The sequence below is a fragment of the Streptomyces sp. NPDC001532 genome (genome assembly GCF_040298625.1).
Lineage (GTDB): Bacteria > Actinomycetota > Actinomycetes > Streptomycetales > Streptomycetaceae > Streptomyces.
In genome coordinates, this window is the sequence record NZ_JBEPAL010000055.1 from 40,183 (window position 1) to 56,099 (window position 15,917).

At 73.8% G+C, this 15,917-nt stretch carries 14 protein-coding genes and 1 pseudogene; 11 read left to right on the forward strand and 4 right to left on the reverse strand.

All coding sequences use genetic code 11. The features are described from left to right. Positions 1-61 precede the first annotated feature (61 nt). Positions 62-304 (reverse strand): hypothetical protein, encoded by a 243-nt coding sequence (locus ABT232_RS34080; protein WP_351847510.1) that lies wholly within the window; start codon positions 302-304, stop codon positions 62-64. Positions 305-310: 6 nt separating this feature from the next. Here ABT232_RS34080 and ABT232_RS34085 point away from each other — a divergent pair. Continuing rightward, positions 311-670 (forward strand): annotated as a pseudogene (locus ABT232_RS34085) (helix-turn-helix transcriptional regulator); the annotation flags it as partial. 123 nt (positions 671-793) lie between these two features. Further along, positions 794-1,864, forward strand: coding sequence for an ATP-dependent DNA ligase (locus tag ABT232_RS34090; RefSeq protein WP_351847515.1), 1,071 nt, complete (start codon positions 794-796; stop codon positions 1,862-1,864). A 127-nt stretch (positions 1,865-1,991) separates the two neighbouring features. On the opposite strand, the gene ABT232_RS34095 is transcribed toward ABT232_RS34090, so the two are convergent. Beyond that, a complete protein-coding gene (locus ABT232_RS34095; protein WP_351847518.1) occupies positions 1,992-3,182 on the reverse strand; it encodes a zinc-dependent alcohol dehydrogenase in 1,191 nt (396 codons plus the stop codon). Between the two features lie 292 nt (positions 3,183-3,474). Between ABT232_RS34095 and ABT232_RS34100 the strand changes: the two genes are divergently transcribed. After that, the gene (locus ABT232_RS34100; RefSeq protein ID WP_351847546.1) at positions 3,475-4,401 is read left to right on the forward strand and encodes a DUF3048 domain-containing protein; all 927 of its coding nucleotides are present in this window, start codon (positions 3,475-3,477) and stop codon (positions 4,399-4,401) included. A gap of 109 nt (positions 4,402-4,510) precedes the next feature. On the opposite strand, the gene ABT232_RS34105 is transcribed toward ABT232_RS34100, so the two are convergent. Beyond that, a complete protein-coding gene (locus ABT232_RS34105) occupies positions 4,511-4,975 on the reverse strand; it encodes a MarR family winged helix-turn-helix transcriptional regulator (RefSeq protein ID WP_351847520.1) in 465 nt (154 codons plus the stop codon). Between the two features lie 219 nt (positions 4,976-5,194). Between ABT232_RS34105 and ABT232_RS34110 the strand changes: the two genes are divergently transcribed. The 7 genes from ABT232_RS34110 to pcaDC are packed head-to-tail and all read left to right on the forward strand — an operon-like array spanning position 5,195 to position 11,659. After that, positions 5,195-5,950, forward strand: coding sequence for a CoA transferase subunit A (locus ABT232_RS34110; protein ID WP_351847522.1), 756 nt, complete (start codon positions 5,195-5,197; stop codon positions 5,948-5,950). After that, positions 5,950-6,597 carry a CoA transferase subunit B gene (locus tag ABT232_RS34115; RefSeq protein ID WP_351847523.1) on the forward strand — a complete coding sequence of 216 codons (648 nt, stop codon included), beginning with the start codon at positions 5,950-5,952 and terminating at the stop codon, positions 6,595-6,597. The genes ABT232_RS34110 and ABT232_RS34115 overlap by 1 nt, the downstream gene beginning before the upstream one ends. Next, positions 6,594-7,796, forward strand: a complete 1,203-nt coding sequence (locus ABT232_RS34120; RefSeq protein WP_351847525.1) for a thiolase family protein — start codon at positions 6,594-6,596, stop codon at positions 7,794-7,796. Before ABT232_RS34115 ends, ABT232_RS34120 begins: the two co-directional genes overlap by 4 nt. A 27-nt stretch (positions 7,797-7,823) precedes the next feature. Further along, positions 7,824-8,597: a protocatechuate 3,4-dioxygenase subunit beta gene (gene pcaH / locus ABT232_RS34125; RefSeq protein ID WP_351847528.1), complete on the forward strand. Its 774-nt coding sequence runs from the start codon at positions 7,824-7,826 to the stop codon at positions 8,595-8,597. A 4-nt stretch (positions 8,598-8,601) separates the two neighbouring features. Next, positions 8,602-9,207 carry a protocatechuate 3,4-dioxygenase subunit alpha gene (gene pcaG, locus ABT232_RS34130; RefSeq protein WP_351847530.1) on the forward strand — a complete coding sequence of 202 codons (606 nt, stop codon included), beginning with the start codon at positions 8,602-8,604 and terminating at the stop codon, positions 9,205-9,207. After that, positions 9,204-10,535, forward strand: a complete 1,332-nt coding sequence (pcaB, locus tag ABT232_RS34135) for a 3-carboxy-cis,cis-muconate cycloisomerase (protein WP_351847532.1) — start codon at positions 9,204-9,206, stop codon at positions 10,533-10,535. Before pcaG ends, pcaB begins: the two co-directional genes overlap by 4 nt. Next, entirely contained in the window at positions 10,532-11,659 is a 1,128-nt protein-coding gene (pcaDC, locus tag ABT232_RS34140) for a bifunctional 3-oxoadipate enol-lactonase/4-carboxymuconolactone decarboxylase PcaDC (RefSeq protein ID WP_351847534.1), read from the forward strand. The genes pcaB and pcaDC overlap by 4 nt, the downstream gene beginning before the upstream one ends. Positions 11,660-11,693: 34 nt before the next feature. On the opposite strand, the gene ABT232_RS34145 is transcribed toward pcaDC, so the two are convergent. After that, positions 11,694-14,381 carry an ATP-binding protein gene (locus tag ABT232_RS34145; protein ID WP_351847537.1) on the reverse strand — a complete coding sequence of 896 codons (2,688 nt, stop codon included), beginning with the start codon at positions 14,379-14,381 and terminating at the stop codon, positions 11,694-11,696. Between the two features lie 398 nt (positions 14,382-14,779). Between ABT232_RS34145 and ABT232_RS34150 the strand changes: the two genes are divergently transcribed. Continuing rightward, positions 14,780-15,850: a DUF2510 domain-containing protein gene (locus ABT232_RS34150; protein ID WP_351847540.1), complete on the forward strand. Its 1,071-nt coding sequence runs from the start codon at positions 14,780-14,782 to the stop codon at positions 15,848-15,850. The last annotated feature ends 67 nt before the right edge of the window (positions 15,851-15,917 follow it).

A 15,917-nucleotide genomic window follows, 5' to 3' on the forward strand; every position in this document is an offset into this window, starting at 1 on the left:
ACGACCCCGTACGTCTCCCTGGTACGCCTCTCGGGCACGCCCCCACGTGCCGCCCCGGCGGTCAGGCCGCCGCGAGTTCCTCGGCGACGAGCCGTTCCACGAACTCCTGTGCGCGCCGGTCGAGATCGGCGTACTGCGCCTCCCGCTCGGCGCCCGCGACCGCGTCGCCGACCAGGAGGTTGCCCTCGGCTTCGATGCGCTGCGGGCGTTCCTCCGCGTCGGTGAGCAGGCCGACGGTGGACTGCGAGAAGCCGCAGTAGTAGGCGATCCCGTCGCTCAGACTGGTCTCCAGGACGGTCCGCATCCCCTCCAGGCCGGCGACGACGCGCCCAGCTGGTACCGGGGCCTCACCGATCCGGTGCTCGCCCCCGCCCTGGAGGCCTTCCCCGACCGGCCCGCCGAGTCCTGGACGGTGGCGTCGCCGGCCGCGCGAGCGGGCGTCTCCCTGGCGCTGTTCGCCAAGCGCTTCACCCGGTTGATGGGCCGCCCGCCCCTCGTCTTCCTCACCGAGTGCCGTATGGACGAGGCCGAGACGCTGCTGACCGACACCGACCTGAGCATCGCCCAGATCGGCAGGTCCGTCGGCTATGCCGACGCCTTCGGCTTCAGTGCCGCGTTCGAACGCCACAAGGGTCTGAGCCCCAGCACCTTCCGCGCCTCGGCGGCCTGAGCTCCGGCAGCCGCGGTCCCGGGCGTCTCACCCCGTCTCGGCGGCGAATGCCCAGGTGGGACGGATTCGGACGGACGTGGCGCACAACAGGCGGACGCCAGGGACGGCTCGTAGAGTCGGACCATGGAGCTGCCGGTGATGCCCCCCGTGAAGCCGATGCTCGCCAAGTCGGTGGCAAAGATCCCGCCCGACATGCAGTACGAGGCGAAGTGGGACGGGTTCCGGGCGATCGTGTTCCGGGACGGGGCCGAGGTGGAGTTGGGCAGCCGCACCGGAAAGCCGCTGACCAGGTACTTTCCCGAGCTGGTGGAGGCGCTGCGGGAGCGGGTGCCGCAGCGGTGCGTGCTGGACGGGGAGATCGTGATCGCGCGGGAGGGACGGCTGGACTTCGACGCGCTGACCGAGCGGATCCACCCGGCGGACTCACGGGTGCGGATGCTCGCCGAGCGGACGCCGTCCTCCTTCGTCGCCTTCGACCTGCTGGCCCTCGGCGACGAGTCACTGCTGGAGGTGGCGCTGGAGGACCGGCGGCAGCTGCTGGTCAGGGCGCTGTCCGGGGTGACGGCGCCGGTGCACCTGGCTCCCGCGACCACCGACATCGAGGTGGCGCGGCAGTGGTTCGAGCAGTACGAGGGGGCGGGGCTGGACGGGGTGATCGCCAAGCCGCGCGGGCTGCGCTACCGCCAGGACGAGCGCGCCATGTTCAAGATCAAGCACGAGCGGACGGCGGACGTGGTGGTGGCCGGCTACCGCCTCCACAAGAGCGGCCCCGTGGTCGGCTCGCTGCTGCTCGGGCTCTACGACGAGCTGGGGGTGCTCCAGCACGTGGGCGTGTCGGCCGCGTTCTCCATGAAGAAGCGGGCCGAGCTGGTCGAGGAGCTGGAGCCGCTGCGCCTGGACGACGTCGCCGGGCATCCGTGGGCGGCGTGGTCGCAGGAGGCCGCGCACGAGACGGCGCGGCTGCCCGGCGCGCCCAGCCGCTGGACGGGCAAGAAGGACCTGTCCTGGGTGCCGCTGCGGCCCGAGCGGGTCGTGGAGGTGGCGTACGACCACATGGAGAACGGTGCCCGCTTCCGGCACACGGCCCGGTTCCGCCGCTGGCGGCCGGACCGCACACCGGAGAGCTGCACCTACGCCCAGCTGGAGGAGCCGGTGCGCTACGACCTCGCGGAGATCCTCGGCACGGGCGGCTGAGCCCGGCGGCCGAGTCCGGCGGCTGAGCCCGGCGGCTGAGCCCGGCGGCCGAGTCCGGCGGCTGAGCCCGGCGGCTGAGCCCGGCGGCCGCCGTCCCGCGGCGGGCCGCCGAACCGCGCGGGCCGGATCAGGGCCGCATCAGCACCTTCACCGCGCCGTCCTGCTTGCGCTGGAACATCTCGTACGCGTGCGGGGCTTCCTCCAGCGGCACCCGGTGGGTGGCGAAGTCCTCGACGCCGAGGGGGTCCTCCTCGGTCAGGTACGGGATGATGTCGTCGCTCCAGCGGCGCACGTTGGCCTGGCCCATGCGGATCTGGAGCTGCTTGTCGAACAGGGTGAGCATCGGCAGCGGGTCGGCCATGCCGCCGTAGACGCCGACCAGCGAGAGCGTGCCGCCGCGGCGGACCAGCTCGATCGCGGTGTGCAGGGCGGCGAGCCGGTCCACGCTGAAGCGTTCGGCGAGCGGTCCGCTCAGCGAGCGCGGCAGCATGGCGGCGGCCGACTGGGTCAGCTTGGCGACGACGCTGCCGTGCGCCTCGGTGCCGACCGCGTCGATCACGGCGTCGGGGCCGCGCCCGTCGGTCTCGTCGCGGATGGCGGCGACCAGTTCCTTCTCGCTGTCGAAGCTCTTCAGGTCGTACGTCTCCACGCCGCGTGCCCGGGCCCGCTCCAGCCGGTCCGGGACCAGGTCGACGCCGAACACCCGTCCGGCGCCGCGCACCTGCGCGACCCGGCAGGCCATGTCGCCGATGGGCCCGAGGCCGAGGACGGCGATGCTGCCGCCGGGCGGGATGTCGGCATAGGCGACGGCCTGCCAGGCGGTGGGCAGGACGTCGGAGAGGTAGAGGAAGCGGTCGTCGGGCGGGCCCTCGGGGACCTTGATCGGGCCGAACTGCGCCTGCGGGACCCGCAGGTACTCGGCCTGGCCGCCCGGGACCGCGCCGTAGAGCCGGGTGTAGCCGAACAGGGCGGCGCCCATGCCCTCGCCGTGGACCTGGGTGGTCTCGCACTGGGTGGGCAGCGCGTTGAGGCACATCCAGCAGTTGCCGCACGCGATCTGGAACGGGACGACGACCCGGTCGCCGGCCTTCAGGTCGGGCACTCCGGGCCCGACCTCCTCGACGATCCCCATGGGTTCGTGGCCGAGGATGTCGCCTGGCGTCATGAACGGGGTGAGCACCTCGTACAGGTGCAGGTCGGAGCCGCACAAACCCGTGGAGGTGATGCGGATGATCGCGTCGGTCGGCTCCTCGATCCGTGGATCGGGCACGTTCTCCACGCGCACATCCCTCTTGCCCTGCCATGTCACTGCCCTCATCGCCCGCGCTCCCTCCGTCGCACCGGGGCTGGTCCTGCGGTGGCGCGGCCCGGGTACCCGGACGCAATACGCCGAACCATGACGAGATCCGCGAGGTGCGCCCATCGGGGTGTTCCGTGCGGGCCCATCGGCGTACTCGCCGCGCGTCGTCCGGTGTGACCGGGTATGGCCAGCGCTGAACCTATAAGCGCACAATCAAGGGCACAGGACTGGGCGGGTGGCGACGGTGGGCACAGGACGAAGAGCGCGCCTGAGGCGCGTCGGTGTGACGGCGGCACTTCTGGCCGCCGCGATGACGGTCTCGCTGACGGCGGGCTGCACCTCGGGCGGCGGCTCCCCGTCCGACGACAGCCGCGGCACCTCCCGCGACACACGCGACACGGAGGACCCGCCGACCACGGCGATCGAGGGCTCGGTTCTCGCCGTGAAGATCGACAACGCCCGCCGGGCCCGGCCGCACACGGGTCTGAACGCGGCGGACGTGGTCTACGTCGAGCAGGTCGAGGGCGGGATGAGCCGCCTGATGGCGGTGTACGCGACCGAGCTGCCCAAGCTCGTCGGGCCGGTGCGCAGCGCCCGGGAGGCCGATCTGGAGCTGCTGCGCCAGTTCGAGCGGCCGACGCTCGCCTTCTCCGGCGCGCAGAGCAAGCTGCTGCCGCTGATCGAGGGGGCCCCGCTGAACGCGGAGCCGCCCGGCCGGACGTCCGGGGCCTACCTCCGGGGCGAGGGCCGGCCCGCCCCGCACAATCTGTATCTGCGCCCCGACCGGCTGATCGCCACCGCGTCCGGCGCGGACGCGCTGACCACCGGCTTCCGCTACGGCCCCGCGCCCGCGGGCGGCGCGCCTCAGGCCTCGCGGACCGTGGCGTACCCGGCGGCCCGCTTCACCTTCACCTGGTCCGAGAGCCGGGACCGCTGGCTGGTGACGATGGACGGCACGGCCGCCACCACCACCGACGCGGGCCCGATGGCCCCGGCGACCGTGGTGGTGCAGCACGTGAAGGTGCGCGAGTCGGAGTTCTACGACTTCCGCGGCAACAACACGCCGTACACCGAGACGGTGGGCGCGGGCAGGGCTGAGGTGCTGCGCGACGGCAAGGCGTACGACGCCGTGTGGGAGCGGGTCCGGGCGACCGACGGGACGACGTTCTCGACGCCGGACGGCGCACCGCTGAACTTCGCCGAGGGCCAGGTGTGGGTGGTGTTCGTCGGCACCTGACCACTTGTCGGCACCTGACCGCCGGTCGGCATCTGACCGCGCGTCGGCACCTGACCGCCGATCGGCGTCTGACCGCCGGTCGGCACCCGACCGCTTGCGCCGACGGCGCTCAGCGCTGGGCGGTGACGGGCTCCGCGGGGTTGCGGAGCCCTTCCGCCGCGTCCGAGACACGCTGGATGAGGCCGAGGAACTGGGTGCGCTCCTCGTCGGAGAGCGGGGCGAGGAAGACCTGGTTCATCCGGGCCGCGCGCACCGCCAGCTTGCGCTGGGCGCGCGCACCCTCGTCGGTCAGCCGCAGCAGGAAGCGCCGGCCGTCCTGCGGATCGCGGACCTTGTCGAGCAGGCCCCGGCCGACGAGCCGGCCGATGACCTCGGCGATGGTGGACCGGTCGAGTCCCACCCGCTCCCCCACCGTGCGCTGGTCCAGGCCCGGCTCGGTGACGAGGGTGTTCAGGACGGCGAACTGCGGAGAGGTGGTCTCCTCGGAGACCATCGTGTTCCACAGCAGGTGGTGCGCCTGCTGGAGTCGCCGGGTCAGATGCCCGAGGTGCGTGCTGAGGTCCACCGCGGCCATGTGCGCTCCCGGTTCCGCGTTCGTCATTTTCGTTGGTGCACTGAACGATACCGCGCGATAACCCCTTCTCCCGAGACCACACACTCCTACTCTCCCCCCATCACCGCAGGTCTTGACGGGTGAGTCCTCCGATGGCACCGTGTGGGCCAAGCTCGCGGAAATAGTCAGTGCCCTGATTAATCTGGTGCTGGTTCGCTCGGCAGAGATGGGACTTCTCGGATGGACAAGGTGGTGGCCACGGCCGCGGAGGCGGTGGCCGATGTCGGTGACGGCGCCTCGCTGGCGGTGGGTGGTTTCGGCCTCAGCGGTGTGCCGAACGTGCTGATCCAGGCCCTGCACGAGCGGGAGGTCACCGGTCTGTCGGTGGTCTCGAACAACTGCGGGGCGATGGAGTCGGGGCTGGCGGTGCTGCTGGCCGCCGGGCGGATCGCGCGGGTGACCGGCTCCTACATCGGCGCCAACAAGGAGTTCGCCCGCCAGTACCTGGCCGGTGAGCTGGAGGTCGAGCTGATCCCGCAGGGCACCCTCGCCGAACGCCTGCGGGCCGGCGGCGCCGGCATCCCCGCCTTCTACACCCCCGCCGGTGTCGGCACCCAGGTAGCCGACGGCGGACTGCCCTGGCGCTACGACGGCCGGGGCAAAGTGGCGCTGGCCTCGCCCGCGAAGGAGGTGCGGGAGTTCGACGGCACCGAGTACGTGCTGGAGCGCGGCATCCGCACCGACTTCGCGCTGGTGCGGGCGGCCCGCGGCGACCGGCACGGCAACCTGGTGTTCAACAAGTCCTCGCGCAACTTCAACCCGCTCGCGGCGATGGCCGGACGGGTCACGATCGCCGAGGTCGAGGAACTCGTGGAGCCCGGCGAGATCGAACCGGACGCGGTGCACCTGCCCGGCATCTTCGTCCAGCGGGTGACAGCCCTGACCCCCGAGCAGGCGGCCGACAAGAAGATCGAGCGGCGGACGGTGACCGACTGATGGCCTGGACACGCGAAGAGATGGCCGCACGGGCCGCCCGGGAGCTGACGGACGGCCAGTACGTCAACCTCGGCATCGGCCTGCCGACGCTCATCCCGAACCACCTTCCCGAGGGGGTGGAGGTGATCCTCGAGTCGGAGAACGGCATCCTGGGCACCGGCCCCTACCCCACCGACGACCAGGTCGACCCCGACCTCATCAACGCCGGCAAGGAGACCGTCACCGTCCTGCCGGGAGCGTCGTTCTTCGACTCCGCGCTGTCCTTCGGCATGATCCGCGGCGGCCACATCGACGTCGCCGTGCTCGGCGCGATGCAGGTGTCCGCCCGCGGGGACCTGGCGAACTGGGCCGTGCCCGGGAAGATGGTCACCGGCATCGGCGGCGCGATGGACCTGGTCCACGGCGCCCGCACGGTCATCGTGGTCATGACCCACACCGCCAAGGACGGCAGCCCCAAGATCGTCGAGGAGTGCGTCCTGCCGCTCACCGGCAAGGCCTGCGTGAACCGCGTCATCACCGACCTCGGCGTCCTGGACGTCACCGACGACGGACTCGTCCTCGTCGAGACCGCGCCCGGCGTCAGCACCGAGGAGATCACGGCGAAGACCGCCGCCAAGGTCCGTATCAGCGAGGAGACCACGTCATGAGGGACGTCTACGTCGTCGATGCCGTCCGCACCCCGATCGGCCGCTACAACGGCGCCCTGGCGAGCGTCCGCCCCGACGACCTCGCCGCGCACGCCATCCGCGAACTCCTCGCCCGCACCCCGGACCTCGACCCGGCGCGCATCGAGGACGTGTACTTCGGCAACGCCAACGGCGCCGGCGAGGAGAACCGCAACGTCGGCCGCATGGCCGCCCTCCTGGCCGGTCTGCCCACCAGCGTGCCCGGCGTGACCGTGAACCGGCTGTGCGCCTCCGGCCTCGAAGCCGTCATCCAGGCCGCCCGCGCCATCGCCCTCGGAGACGCCTCCGTCGCGCTCGCCGGCGGCGTCGAGTCCATGACCCGCGCCCCCTACGTCCTGCCCAAGTCCGACAAGCCCTTCCCGGCCGGACACGCCGAGCTGTACTCCACCACCCTCGGCTGGCGCATGGTCAACCCGAGGATGGAGCCCCAGTGGACCGTCCCGCTGGGCGAGTCCGCCGAACTCATCGCCGAGAAGCACAAGATCAGCCGCGAGCAGCAGGACGAGTTCGCCCTCGCCAGCCACCACAAGGCCGCGAAGGCGCAGGCCGAGGGAGTGTTCGACGCCGAACTCGCTCCCGTGCCGGTCCCGCGGCGCAAGGGCGAGCCGGTCGTGTTCGCCGCCGACGAGAGCGTGCGGCACGACGCCTCACTGGCGGCGATGGCCAAGCTCAAGCCGTCCTTCCGCGCGGAGAACGGCACCGTCACCGCGGGCAACGCCTCCCCGCTCAACGACGGCGCCGCCGCCCTCCTGCTGGTCGACGAGGAAGGCCTGAAGGCCACCGGCCGCGAACCCCTCGCCCGGATCTCCGCCACCGGAGTCTCCGCCCTGGACCCGCACTACTTCGGCCTCGCCCCCGTCGAAGCCGTCAACCGGGCCCTCGCCAAGGCCGGCCGGACCTTCGCCGACCTGTCGACCCTCGAACTGAACGAGGCCTTCGCCGCCCAGGTCCTCGGCTGCGTCGCCGAATGGCCCGAGTTCGACACCGGGATCCTCAACCCGCAGGGCGGCGCCATCGCCCTCGGCCACCCGCTCGGCGCCTCCGGCGCCCGTCTCGCCGGCACCGTCGCCCACCAGCTCGCCCGCAAGGGCTCCGGAATCGGCGTCGCCACCCTCTGCATCGGCGTCGGCCAGGGCCTCGCCCTCGTCCTCGAACGTTAAGCACCCAGGAAGCCCCAGGGACTCCCCATGACTCTCACCCAGCACGACATCGACCAGGAGATCGCGGCCGAGCACGCCGCGTACGAGAAGCGGGTCGCCGACGGCGCGCCGGTCGAGCACCACCCGCGGCGCGACTACGCGCCGTACCGCTCCTCGCTGCTGCGGCACCCCAAGCAGCCGCCCGTCACCATCGACGTGAGCAAGGACCCGGAGCTGGTGGAGCTGTCCTCCCCGGCCTTCGGCGAGCGGGACATCACCGAGATCGACAACGATCTGACCCGGCAGCACACCGGGGAGCCGATCGGCGAGCGCATCACCGTCTCCGGGCGGCTGCTGGACCGCGACGGGCGGCCGGTGCGCGGTCAGCTCGTCGAGATCTGGCAGGCCAACTCGGCGGGCCGGTACGCCCACCAGCGCGAGCAGCACGACGCCCCGCTCGACCCCAACTTCACCGGTGTGGGCCGCACCCTCACCGACGACGACGGGCACTACCGCTTCACCACCATCCAGCCCGGCCCCTACCCGTGGCGCCAGCACCTCAACGCCTGGCGGCCGGCGCACATCCACTTCTCCGTCTTCGGCACCGCGTTCACCCAGCGGCTGGTGACGCAGATGTACTTCCCCAGCGATCCGCTCTTCCCGTACGACCCGATCATCCAGTCGGTGACGGACGACGCCGCGCGGCAGCGGCTGATCGCGACGTACGACCACAGCCTGTCGGTGCCGGAGTTCTCGATGGGCTACCACTGGGACATCGTGCTCGACGGCCCGCGGGCCACCTGGATGGAAGAGGGGCGCTGACACCATGACGAGGATCGACACCAGCCGTCCGGAGACCGTGCTGCCCACCCCGTCGCACACGGTGGGCCCCTTCTACGGACACGCGCTGCCCTTCCCCGGCGGCGGCGACATCGCGCCCCTCGGCCACCCGGACACCATCGCCGTCCAGGGATACGTCTACGACGGCGCGGGCGCCCCGCTGCCGGACGCCTTCGTGGAGCTGTGGGGCGCCGACCCCGACGGCCAGGTGTCCCGCACGGACGGCTCGATGCGCCGCGACCCGGCCAGCGGCGGCTTCCTCGGCCGCAACGGCGTGGAGTTCACCGGCTGGGGCCGCGTCCAGACCGACGCAGGCGGCCACTGGTCCGCGCGGACCCTGCGCCCCGGAGCGCGCGGCACCAGCGCCCCGTACCTCAGCGTGTGCGTCTTCGCACGCGGACTGCTGGTGCACCTGTACACCCGCGTCTACCTGCCCGGCGACGAGGCGGCGCTGGCCGCCGACCCGCTGCTGGCCCGGCTCGACGACACGCGCCGCGGCACGCTGATCGCCGAGGACGACGGCAAGGGCACCTACCGTTTCGACATCCGCCTTCAGGGCGAGGGCGAGACGGTCTTCCTGGAGTTCCAGTGACATCCGACGTACCCGACACCGGTCTGCTCGCCCCCGGGTGGGCCGGCTCCGCCGCCGCGTCCGCGACGAGCGACACCGCGTATCTGCGGGCGCTGCTCGACGCGGAGGCGGCACTGACCCGCGCCCAGGCGGCGCTCGGGCTGGCCCCGGCCGAGGCGGCGACGGCGGTCACCGAGGCCGCCGGTGCCGCCCGGCCCGACGTCCGGGCGACGGCCGAGCGCGCCCGGGGCGGCGGGAACCCGGTGATCCCGCTGGTCGCCGAGCTGACCGCGGCGGTCGGACCGGAGTACGGCCCCTATGTGCACCGCGGCGCGACCAGCCAGGACATCCTGGACACGGCGGCGATGCTGGTCGCCGCGCGGGCACTGGACCCGGTGCTCGCGGATCTGGAGCGCACCCAGCGGGCGCTGGCCGCGATCGCCGCCGCGCACCGGGACACGGCGATGCCGGGGCGGACGCTCACCCAGCACGCCGTGCCGACGACGTTCGGGCTGAAGGCGGCCGGATGGCGGTCGCTGGTGCTGGACGCCCGGGACCGGCTGCGGGCGGTACGAGACGCGCTGCCCGCACAGCTCGGCGGCGCGGCGGGCACCCTGGCGGCCTTCGGCGCCTTCGGGGCGGCGGACGCGCCGGCCCTGGTCGACGCCTACGCCCGTGAACTGGGCCTGGCCGCACCCGTGTTGCCGTGGCACACGCTGCGCACCCCGGTCGCGGACCTGGCGGGTGCGCTGGCGTTCACGGCGGGCGCCCTCGGCAAGATCGCCGTCGACGTGCTCACCCTGGCCCGGACCGAGATCGCGGAGGTCTCCGAGGGCAGCGGCGGCGGCTCCTCCGCCATGCCGCACAAGGCGAACCCGGTGCGGTCCACGCTGATCGCGGCCGCGGCCCGGCGCGCCCCGCAGCTCGCGGCCACGCTCTACGGCTCGCTGGCGGCGGAGGACGAGCGGCCGGCCGGGGCCTGGCACGCGGAGTGGGAGCCGCTGCGGGATCTGCTGCGGCTGGTGGGCGGCGCGGCGCGGGACGCCGTGGAGCTGACCGAGGGACTGCGGGTGCACCCCGAGGTCATGCGGGCCCATCTGGACCTCACGCACGGCCTGGTCACCTCCGAGCGGCTGGCCGCCGCGCTCGCGCCGGTGCTGGGCCGGGCACGCGCCAGGGAACTGCTCACCGAAGTGGCCCGCCGCACCTACACGGAGGGCCGCCCGCTCTCCGAACTGCTCGCCGAGCAGCCGGAGTTGAAGGACCTCGACCTCGACGACCTGACCGATCCCACCCGCTACACCGGCTCCGCGGGAGCCCTCACCGACCGTGCCCTGGAGCGAGAGTGACCGACAAGCTGCTCAACCACCGTGCCGAAGGGGCGCCCTCCGCTCCACCGCTGCTGCTGGGGCCGTCGCTGGGCACCTCCTACGCCCTGTGGGACAAGGTCGCGCCCGAGCTGTCCGCCGCCCACCGGGTGATCCGCTGGGACCTGCCGGGGCACGGCGGCTCGGCCCCGGAACTGCTGCGGGCCGGGGCGACCGTCGGTGATCTCGCCGAGCTGGTCCTGGCGCTCGCCGACTCGCTCGGCGTGGCCCGGTTCGCCTACGCCGGGGTGTCGCTGGGCGGTGCGGTCGGGCTGCATCTCGCGCTGCACCACCCGGAGCGGGTGTCGTCGCTGGCCGTGATCTGCTCGTCGGCGCACTTCAACGGCGCCCGGCCGTGGCAGGAGCGGGCCGCGCTGGTCCGCCGCGAGGGGCTGTCGGGGCTGGCGGAGAGCGCGAACGACCGCTGGTTCACCTCCGGTTTCAGCGTGCCGCGGCTGGTGCGGGACCACCGGGAGGCGGACCCGGAGGCGTACGCCGCCTGCTGTGACGCGCTGGCCGCGTTCGACGTACGCGACCGGCTGGGCAAGATCGGCGTGCCGACGCTGCTGATCGCGGGCCGGGAGGACCCGGCGACGCCGCCCGCGCATCTGCGGGAGATCGCCGACGCCGTGCCCGGCGCGGCGCTGGTCGAGATCCCCGGCGCCTCGCATCTGGCGCCCGCGCAGTGCCCGGAGGCCGTGCTGACCGCGCTGCGGGCCCACTTCGGCGGGGCCGCCCGGCGGGGCATCGAGGTGCGGCGCGAGGTGCTGGGCGACGCGCACGTGGACCGGGCGCAGTCCCGGCAGACGCCGTTCACCGCGCGGTTCCAGGACTTCATCTCGCGCTACGCCTGGGGCGAGATCTGGACCGACCCGACGCTCAGCCGCCGCGAGCGCAGCATGATCACCCTGACCGCGCTGGTGGCGCACGGCCACTACGAGGAGCTCGCGATGCACGTCCGGGCGGCGCGCCGCAACGGGCTGACGCCGGACGAGATCGGCGCGGTGCTGCTCCAGACGGCGGTGTACTGCGGGGTGCCGGCGGCGAACTCGGCGTTCGCGGCGGCCCAGCGGGTGCTGGCCGAGGAGGACGGCGCCTCCGGCTGACCCCGGCGTCCGTCCGGCCGGCGGGGGCGCGCCGCTAGCCGAGGTCGCCCGTCAGCGCCGCCAGCGCCTTTTCGGCCCGGCGCGCCAGACCGTCGGCGCCGCAGGACCGCGCCAGGGTCAGGCCCCGGTTCAGCTCGGTCGTGGAGCGGGCCGCGAGTCCGTACTCGACGCGGGCGGCGGCGTGTTCGTACTGGCAGGGCGAGGCCTCCAGATAGGTGACCGCCTGCGCGGCGAGCCGGACCTGCCGCTGACCGGTCTCCAGAGCGGCGGCACAGCGCAGCGCCTCACCGATCGCGGTGTCGGTACCGAACCGCTCGGCCTGCCGGCGGGCGTCGGCGGCGAGCCGGGCGGCGCGGGCCGGGTCCACGGCGGCGAGGGCGCGGGCGAGGTCGACGGTCCAGGGCGCCAGGACCGGGTTGTGGCCGCCGCGCGCGGCGGCGGCCTTCTCCGCGGCCTCCAGTTCGTTGACGCCCTCCTCGACGCGGCCCACGGCGAGCAGCAGCCGGCCGCGGACCGAGCGGGTGTCGGGCAGCACGATGGTCGACGGGTAGGGCGGGGCGAAGCCGTACTGCTCGGCGATCGTCCAGGCCTCCTCGACATGGCCGCGGGCGAGCAGGGTGTCGACCAGTCCGCACGTCGCCGACCAGTACAACGGCAGTCCGCGGCCGACGCGTTCGGCGATCCGCAGGGAGTCCCGCAGCACCTTCTCGGCGTCCTTCAGCCGGCCCTGGCGGCGGAAGGCGAGGCCGAGGAAGGCGTGGGCGAGGGCGAGGTGGCCGCCGCTCCAGCCGGCCGAGGTGTAGCTGCGCAGGGCCTCGGCGAACAGGTTCTCGGCGCGGTCGAGGCGGTCGGTGTAGGCGTAGGAGCTGCCGAGCATCATCAGCAGTTCGATGCCCCACTCGGTGTCGGTCCAGCTGAGGCCGGGTGCGAGGCGGCCGTTGACGAGGGCGCGGTCGCAGACCTCGACGACCTCCTCCGCGTTCTCGCCGTGGGTCATGGCGTCGAAGCCGCGCAGGATGAGCAGGGCGCGTTCGGAGTTGTCGCGGCCGGTGCAGGTACGGGCGAGGTCGGCGAGGCGGGCGGAGCGGCCCGGGGTGGCGGACTCGCCGGCGTAGATGCCCTCCCACATGTACTGCACGGCCCGCAGCCGCATCCTGGCGGGCCCGTCCTCGTGGCGGGCGGCCTCCGCCTCGACGGTGCGCACGGCCTGTTCCAGCTCGTCGTTGTGGAGCAGGGCCTGGGAGAGGCGGAAGACGGCGTCGACGCGCTCGGGTCCGTCGAGGCCGGGCATGGCGAGCGCGGTCCGGAGGTGGTCGATGGTCTTGGCGGGCGCGGTGAGCAGGGTGGCGCAGCCCAGTTCGTAGTGGACGTGGGCCTGGGCCTCGGGCCGGGGCGGCTCCTGGAGGGCGCGTTCCAGGCACTGGCGGGCGGCGTCGGGCGCGCCGACGGCGAGGTGTTCGCGGGCGGCTTCGCGCAGCTGCTCGACGAGTTCGGCGTCGTCGTCCGGGTGGACCTGGAGCAGGTGCCGGGAGGCGGCGGCGGCGCCGAGCCCGAGGTCGGTGACGATCCGCGCGGCGATGCCGTGCATGGCGCGGCGCAGCGCGTCGGGGATGGAGTTGTAGACGGCGGAGGCGATCAGCGGGTGGACGAACTCCAGGTCGCCGGGGAGGACCGGGCCGCCCGCGGGGTCGGGGGCGGTGAGGATGCGGGCGGTGCCCAGCAGGTGGGCGCAGCGCTCGGCCTGTTCGGGGTGCATGGTGGTGAGCCGGGCCACCAGGTCGACGGTGATGCCGGTGCCGAGGATGGCGGCGGCCCAGGCGAACCGGGTGGCGTCGACGCCGAGGCCTTCGAGGCGGGCGACGAGGCCGCCGCCGCGGGCCGAGCGGTTGAGGGCGCGCAGTTCGCCGGCCGAGGCCTCGGTGGGCTCCATCTCGCTGTCGAGCACCTTGGCGAGGAGTTCGACGGTGTCGTACGGGTTGCCCGCGGTGACCGCCCACACCTCGCGGCAGAAGGCGCCGTCGGCGTGCGCGCCGACGGTGGCCCGGGGGAGTCCGGCGGTGGCGTCCGGGGTGAGCGCGCTGAGCGTGGTGACGGACTGGGCCGCGGCGGCGGCGACCGCGTCGAGGTGGCGGGCGCGTTCGCCGGTGACGTCGCCGGGGCGGCGCGCGACGACGACCAGCACGGACAGGTCGTGCAGCCGTTCGGCGAAGGCGGCGAGCCAGCGCAGGGTCTCCTGGTCGGCCCAGTGGGCGTCGTCGATGAGCAGTACCAGCGGCCAGTCGCGCCGGGCGAGCCGGCGGACGGCGGCGACCAGGCCGTCGCAGACGCCCTGCGGGTCGGCCTGGCGTTCGCCGGGGTCCGCTATGCCGAGCGCGGGTCCGGCGATGTCGTACCAGTCGCCGAGGTAGTCGCGGGCCTCCTCGGGCAGCATCGACACCAGCGCGGGCTGGAGCAGTTGCCGTACCACGTTGAAGGGGACGGACCGGAGGGTCTCGCCGCCGCGGGCCGACCACACCGTGCAGCCGCGTTCCTCGGCGATGCGGCGGGTCTCGGCGAGCAGGGTGGTCTTGCCGAGTCCGGCCTCGCCGCGCAGGACCAGCAGGCTGCCGGTGGACGAGCGGTCCGTGCACAGGGCGTCGACGGCTCGCCGGATGGCGTCGATCTCCTGGTCGCGCTCCCACAGGGAAGCCGAGGCGGCCGTCGTCGGCCGTACCTCCGTCATCCCGCTACCTCCCCAAGTCGCCCGAACGACGTACAGGGCGAGCGTAGCCGTCCGGGCCCGCTGGTGGTGGAGGGTCGTACGACCTCTTGTCGTCAGGGGTGACAGCGGGTATGCGGGGGCGGCGCGGCGTGGGTCCGGGCGGCGCTTCCGGGTCGCGTCGGCGGGTGGCCGTGGCGGTCGACTGCTCGCGGGCCGCGGGCGGTTCGGATCGTCGCGGCGGCCGGGCACCGCCGGCCGGGCTCCGTCGCGGTCGCGCGGTCGGCGGCGGGGGCGCCGGCTCGCGGCGGCGTGGGCGGGAGACGCGTCGCGGGGGCGTTACGTGACGGTGTGTCCGTTGTCGCCGGGCCGTGGGTGGTCCCTCTCATCCGGCTTTCACCGTCAACTCATACGGTGGGGACATGACGCAGGTGACTCCTCCCGGGTGGTACCCCGACCCCGGGCAGACAAGTGACGGTCCCGCCACCGAACGCTGGTGGGACGGCAAGGCATGGACGGACCAGATCCGTCCCGTGGGGTCGGCCGCCGCCTGGGGCGCTCCGGCGGGCCCGCCGGCCCCCGGGGCGGGACCGGGGTTCGGCCCCCCGAACGACCAGCCGGGTCCGCCCACGGTCGCGGGCCAGGCCGGGTATCCGGGCTATCCGGCGCACCCCGGGTATCCCGGATATCCGGTGCAGCCGCCGGCCGGGCGGCGCCGGGGCCTGCGGACGGGCATCGCGGTCGCGGTGGCCGCCGCGGTGCTGGCGAGCATCGGCGTCGGCGTGTACGCGCTGACCAAGGACGACGGCGGTGAGGCGAGCCGCGCGGACTCCCAGCAGGGACCGGACGGCCGGGACGACGGCTCCGGCGGCCAGGACGACCCGTTCGGCGACGGCGGCCCGGGCGGCCAGGACGGCGGCCAGTCGGCCGAGCCGGACCAGCCGGAGGCGCCCGAGGTGGAGGGCGGCGGCACGCTGTCCGACCCCGTCAACGGGATCAGCCTCACGGTGCCGACGGGCTGGACCGGCCAGGCGATGAGCGTGGGCGCCCAGATGACGTCCGACGACACCTACGCCTGCCCCGGCGACACCTCCGAGACCTGCACCAAGGGGGGCGCGTACTCGGCGCCCGCCGAGGCGCTGGGCACCGAGGGCAGCACCGCGGAGGCGGTCGCCAAGGCGGACATCGCCGCGAACGCCGAGGAGTCCTACGGCGGCACCACCTACGGGAAGATCACCTCCCACGAGGTGCTGGCCTCGGCGCCGGTGACGGTGGCGGGGCAGAAGGGCTACCTGGTCCGCTGGAAGGCGGTCACCAGCAAGGGCGCCGACGGCTATGTGCAGTCGCTCGCCTTCCCGTCACCCGCCGACAGCGGGCAGATGGTCGTGATGCGCTTCGGCCTGGACACGGACCAGAAGGCGAACCTGATCGACCAGGTCGTCGCCAGCATCAAGGCCGCCCCCGGCGGTGGCGGCAACGGGCAGGACGTCTGATCCGCCCGCACCCACGGTCCGGCCGGGTGGGGTTCCCCTCCGCTCAAGAGGAACCCCACCCGGCCGG

Bases quoted from the DNA above. Each gene is read 5' to 3' on its own strand.
- ABT232_RS34145 (WP_351847537.1), bottom strand. From the start codon at position 14,381: ATGACGGAGGTACGGCCGACGACGGCCGCCTCGGCTTCCCTGTGGGAG.
- pcaG (WP_351847530.1), top strand. From the start codon at position 8,602: ATGACGAGGATCGACACCAGCCGTCCGGAGACCGTGCTGCCCACCCCG.
- ABT232_RS34095 (WP_351847518.1), bottom strand. From the start codon at position 3,182: ATGAGGGCAGTGACATGGCAGGGCAAGAGGGATGTGCGCGTGGAGAAC.
- ABT232_RS34105 (WP_351847520.1), bottom strand. From the start codon at position 4,975: ATGGCCGCGGTGGACCTCAGCACGCACCTCGGGCATCTGACCCGGCGA.
- pcaH (WP_351847528.1), top strand. From the start codon at position 7,824: ATGACTCTCACCCAGCACGACATCGACCAGGAGATCGCGGCCGAGCAC.
- ABT232_RS34080 (WP_351847510.1), bottom strand. From the start codon at position 304: ATGCGGACCGTCCTGGAGACCAGTCTGAGCGACGGGATCGCCTACTAC.
- ABT232_RS34120 (WP_351847525.1), top strand. From the start codon at position 6,594: ATGAGGGACGTCTACGTCGTCGATGCCGTCCGCACCCCGATCGGCCGC.
- ABT232_RS34150 (WP_351847540.1), top strand. From the start codon at position 14,780: ATGACGCAGGTGACTCCTCCCGGGTGGTACCCCGACCCCGGGCAGACA.
- ABT232_RS34090 (WP_351847515.1), top strand. From the start codon at position 794: ATGGAGCTGCCGGTGATGCCCCCCGTGAAGCCGATGCTCGCCAAGTCG.
- ABT232_RS34110 (WP_351847522.1), top strand. From the start codon at position 5,195: ATGGACAAGGTGGTGGCCACGGCCGCGGAGGCGGTGGCCGATGTCGGT.
- ABT232_RS34115 (WP_351847523.1), top strand. From the start codon at position 5,950: ATGGCCTGGACACGCGAAGAGATGGCCGCACGGGCCGCCCGGGAGCTG.
- ABT232_RS34100 (WP_351847546.1), top strand. From the start codon at position 3,475: ATGACGGTCTCGCTGACGGCGGGCTGCACCTCGGGCGGCGGCTCCCCG.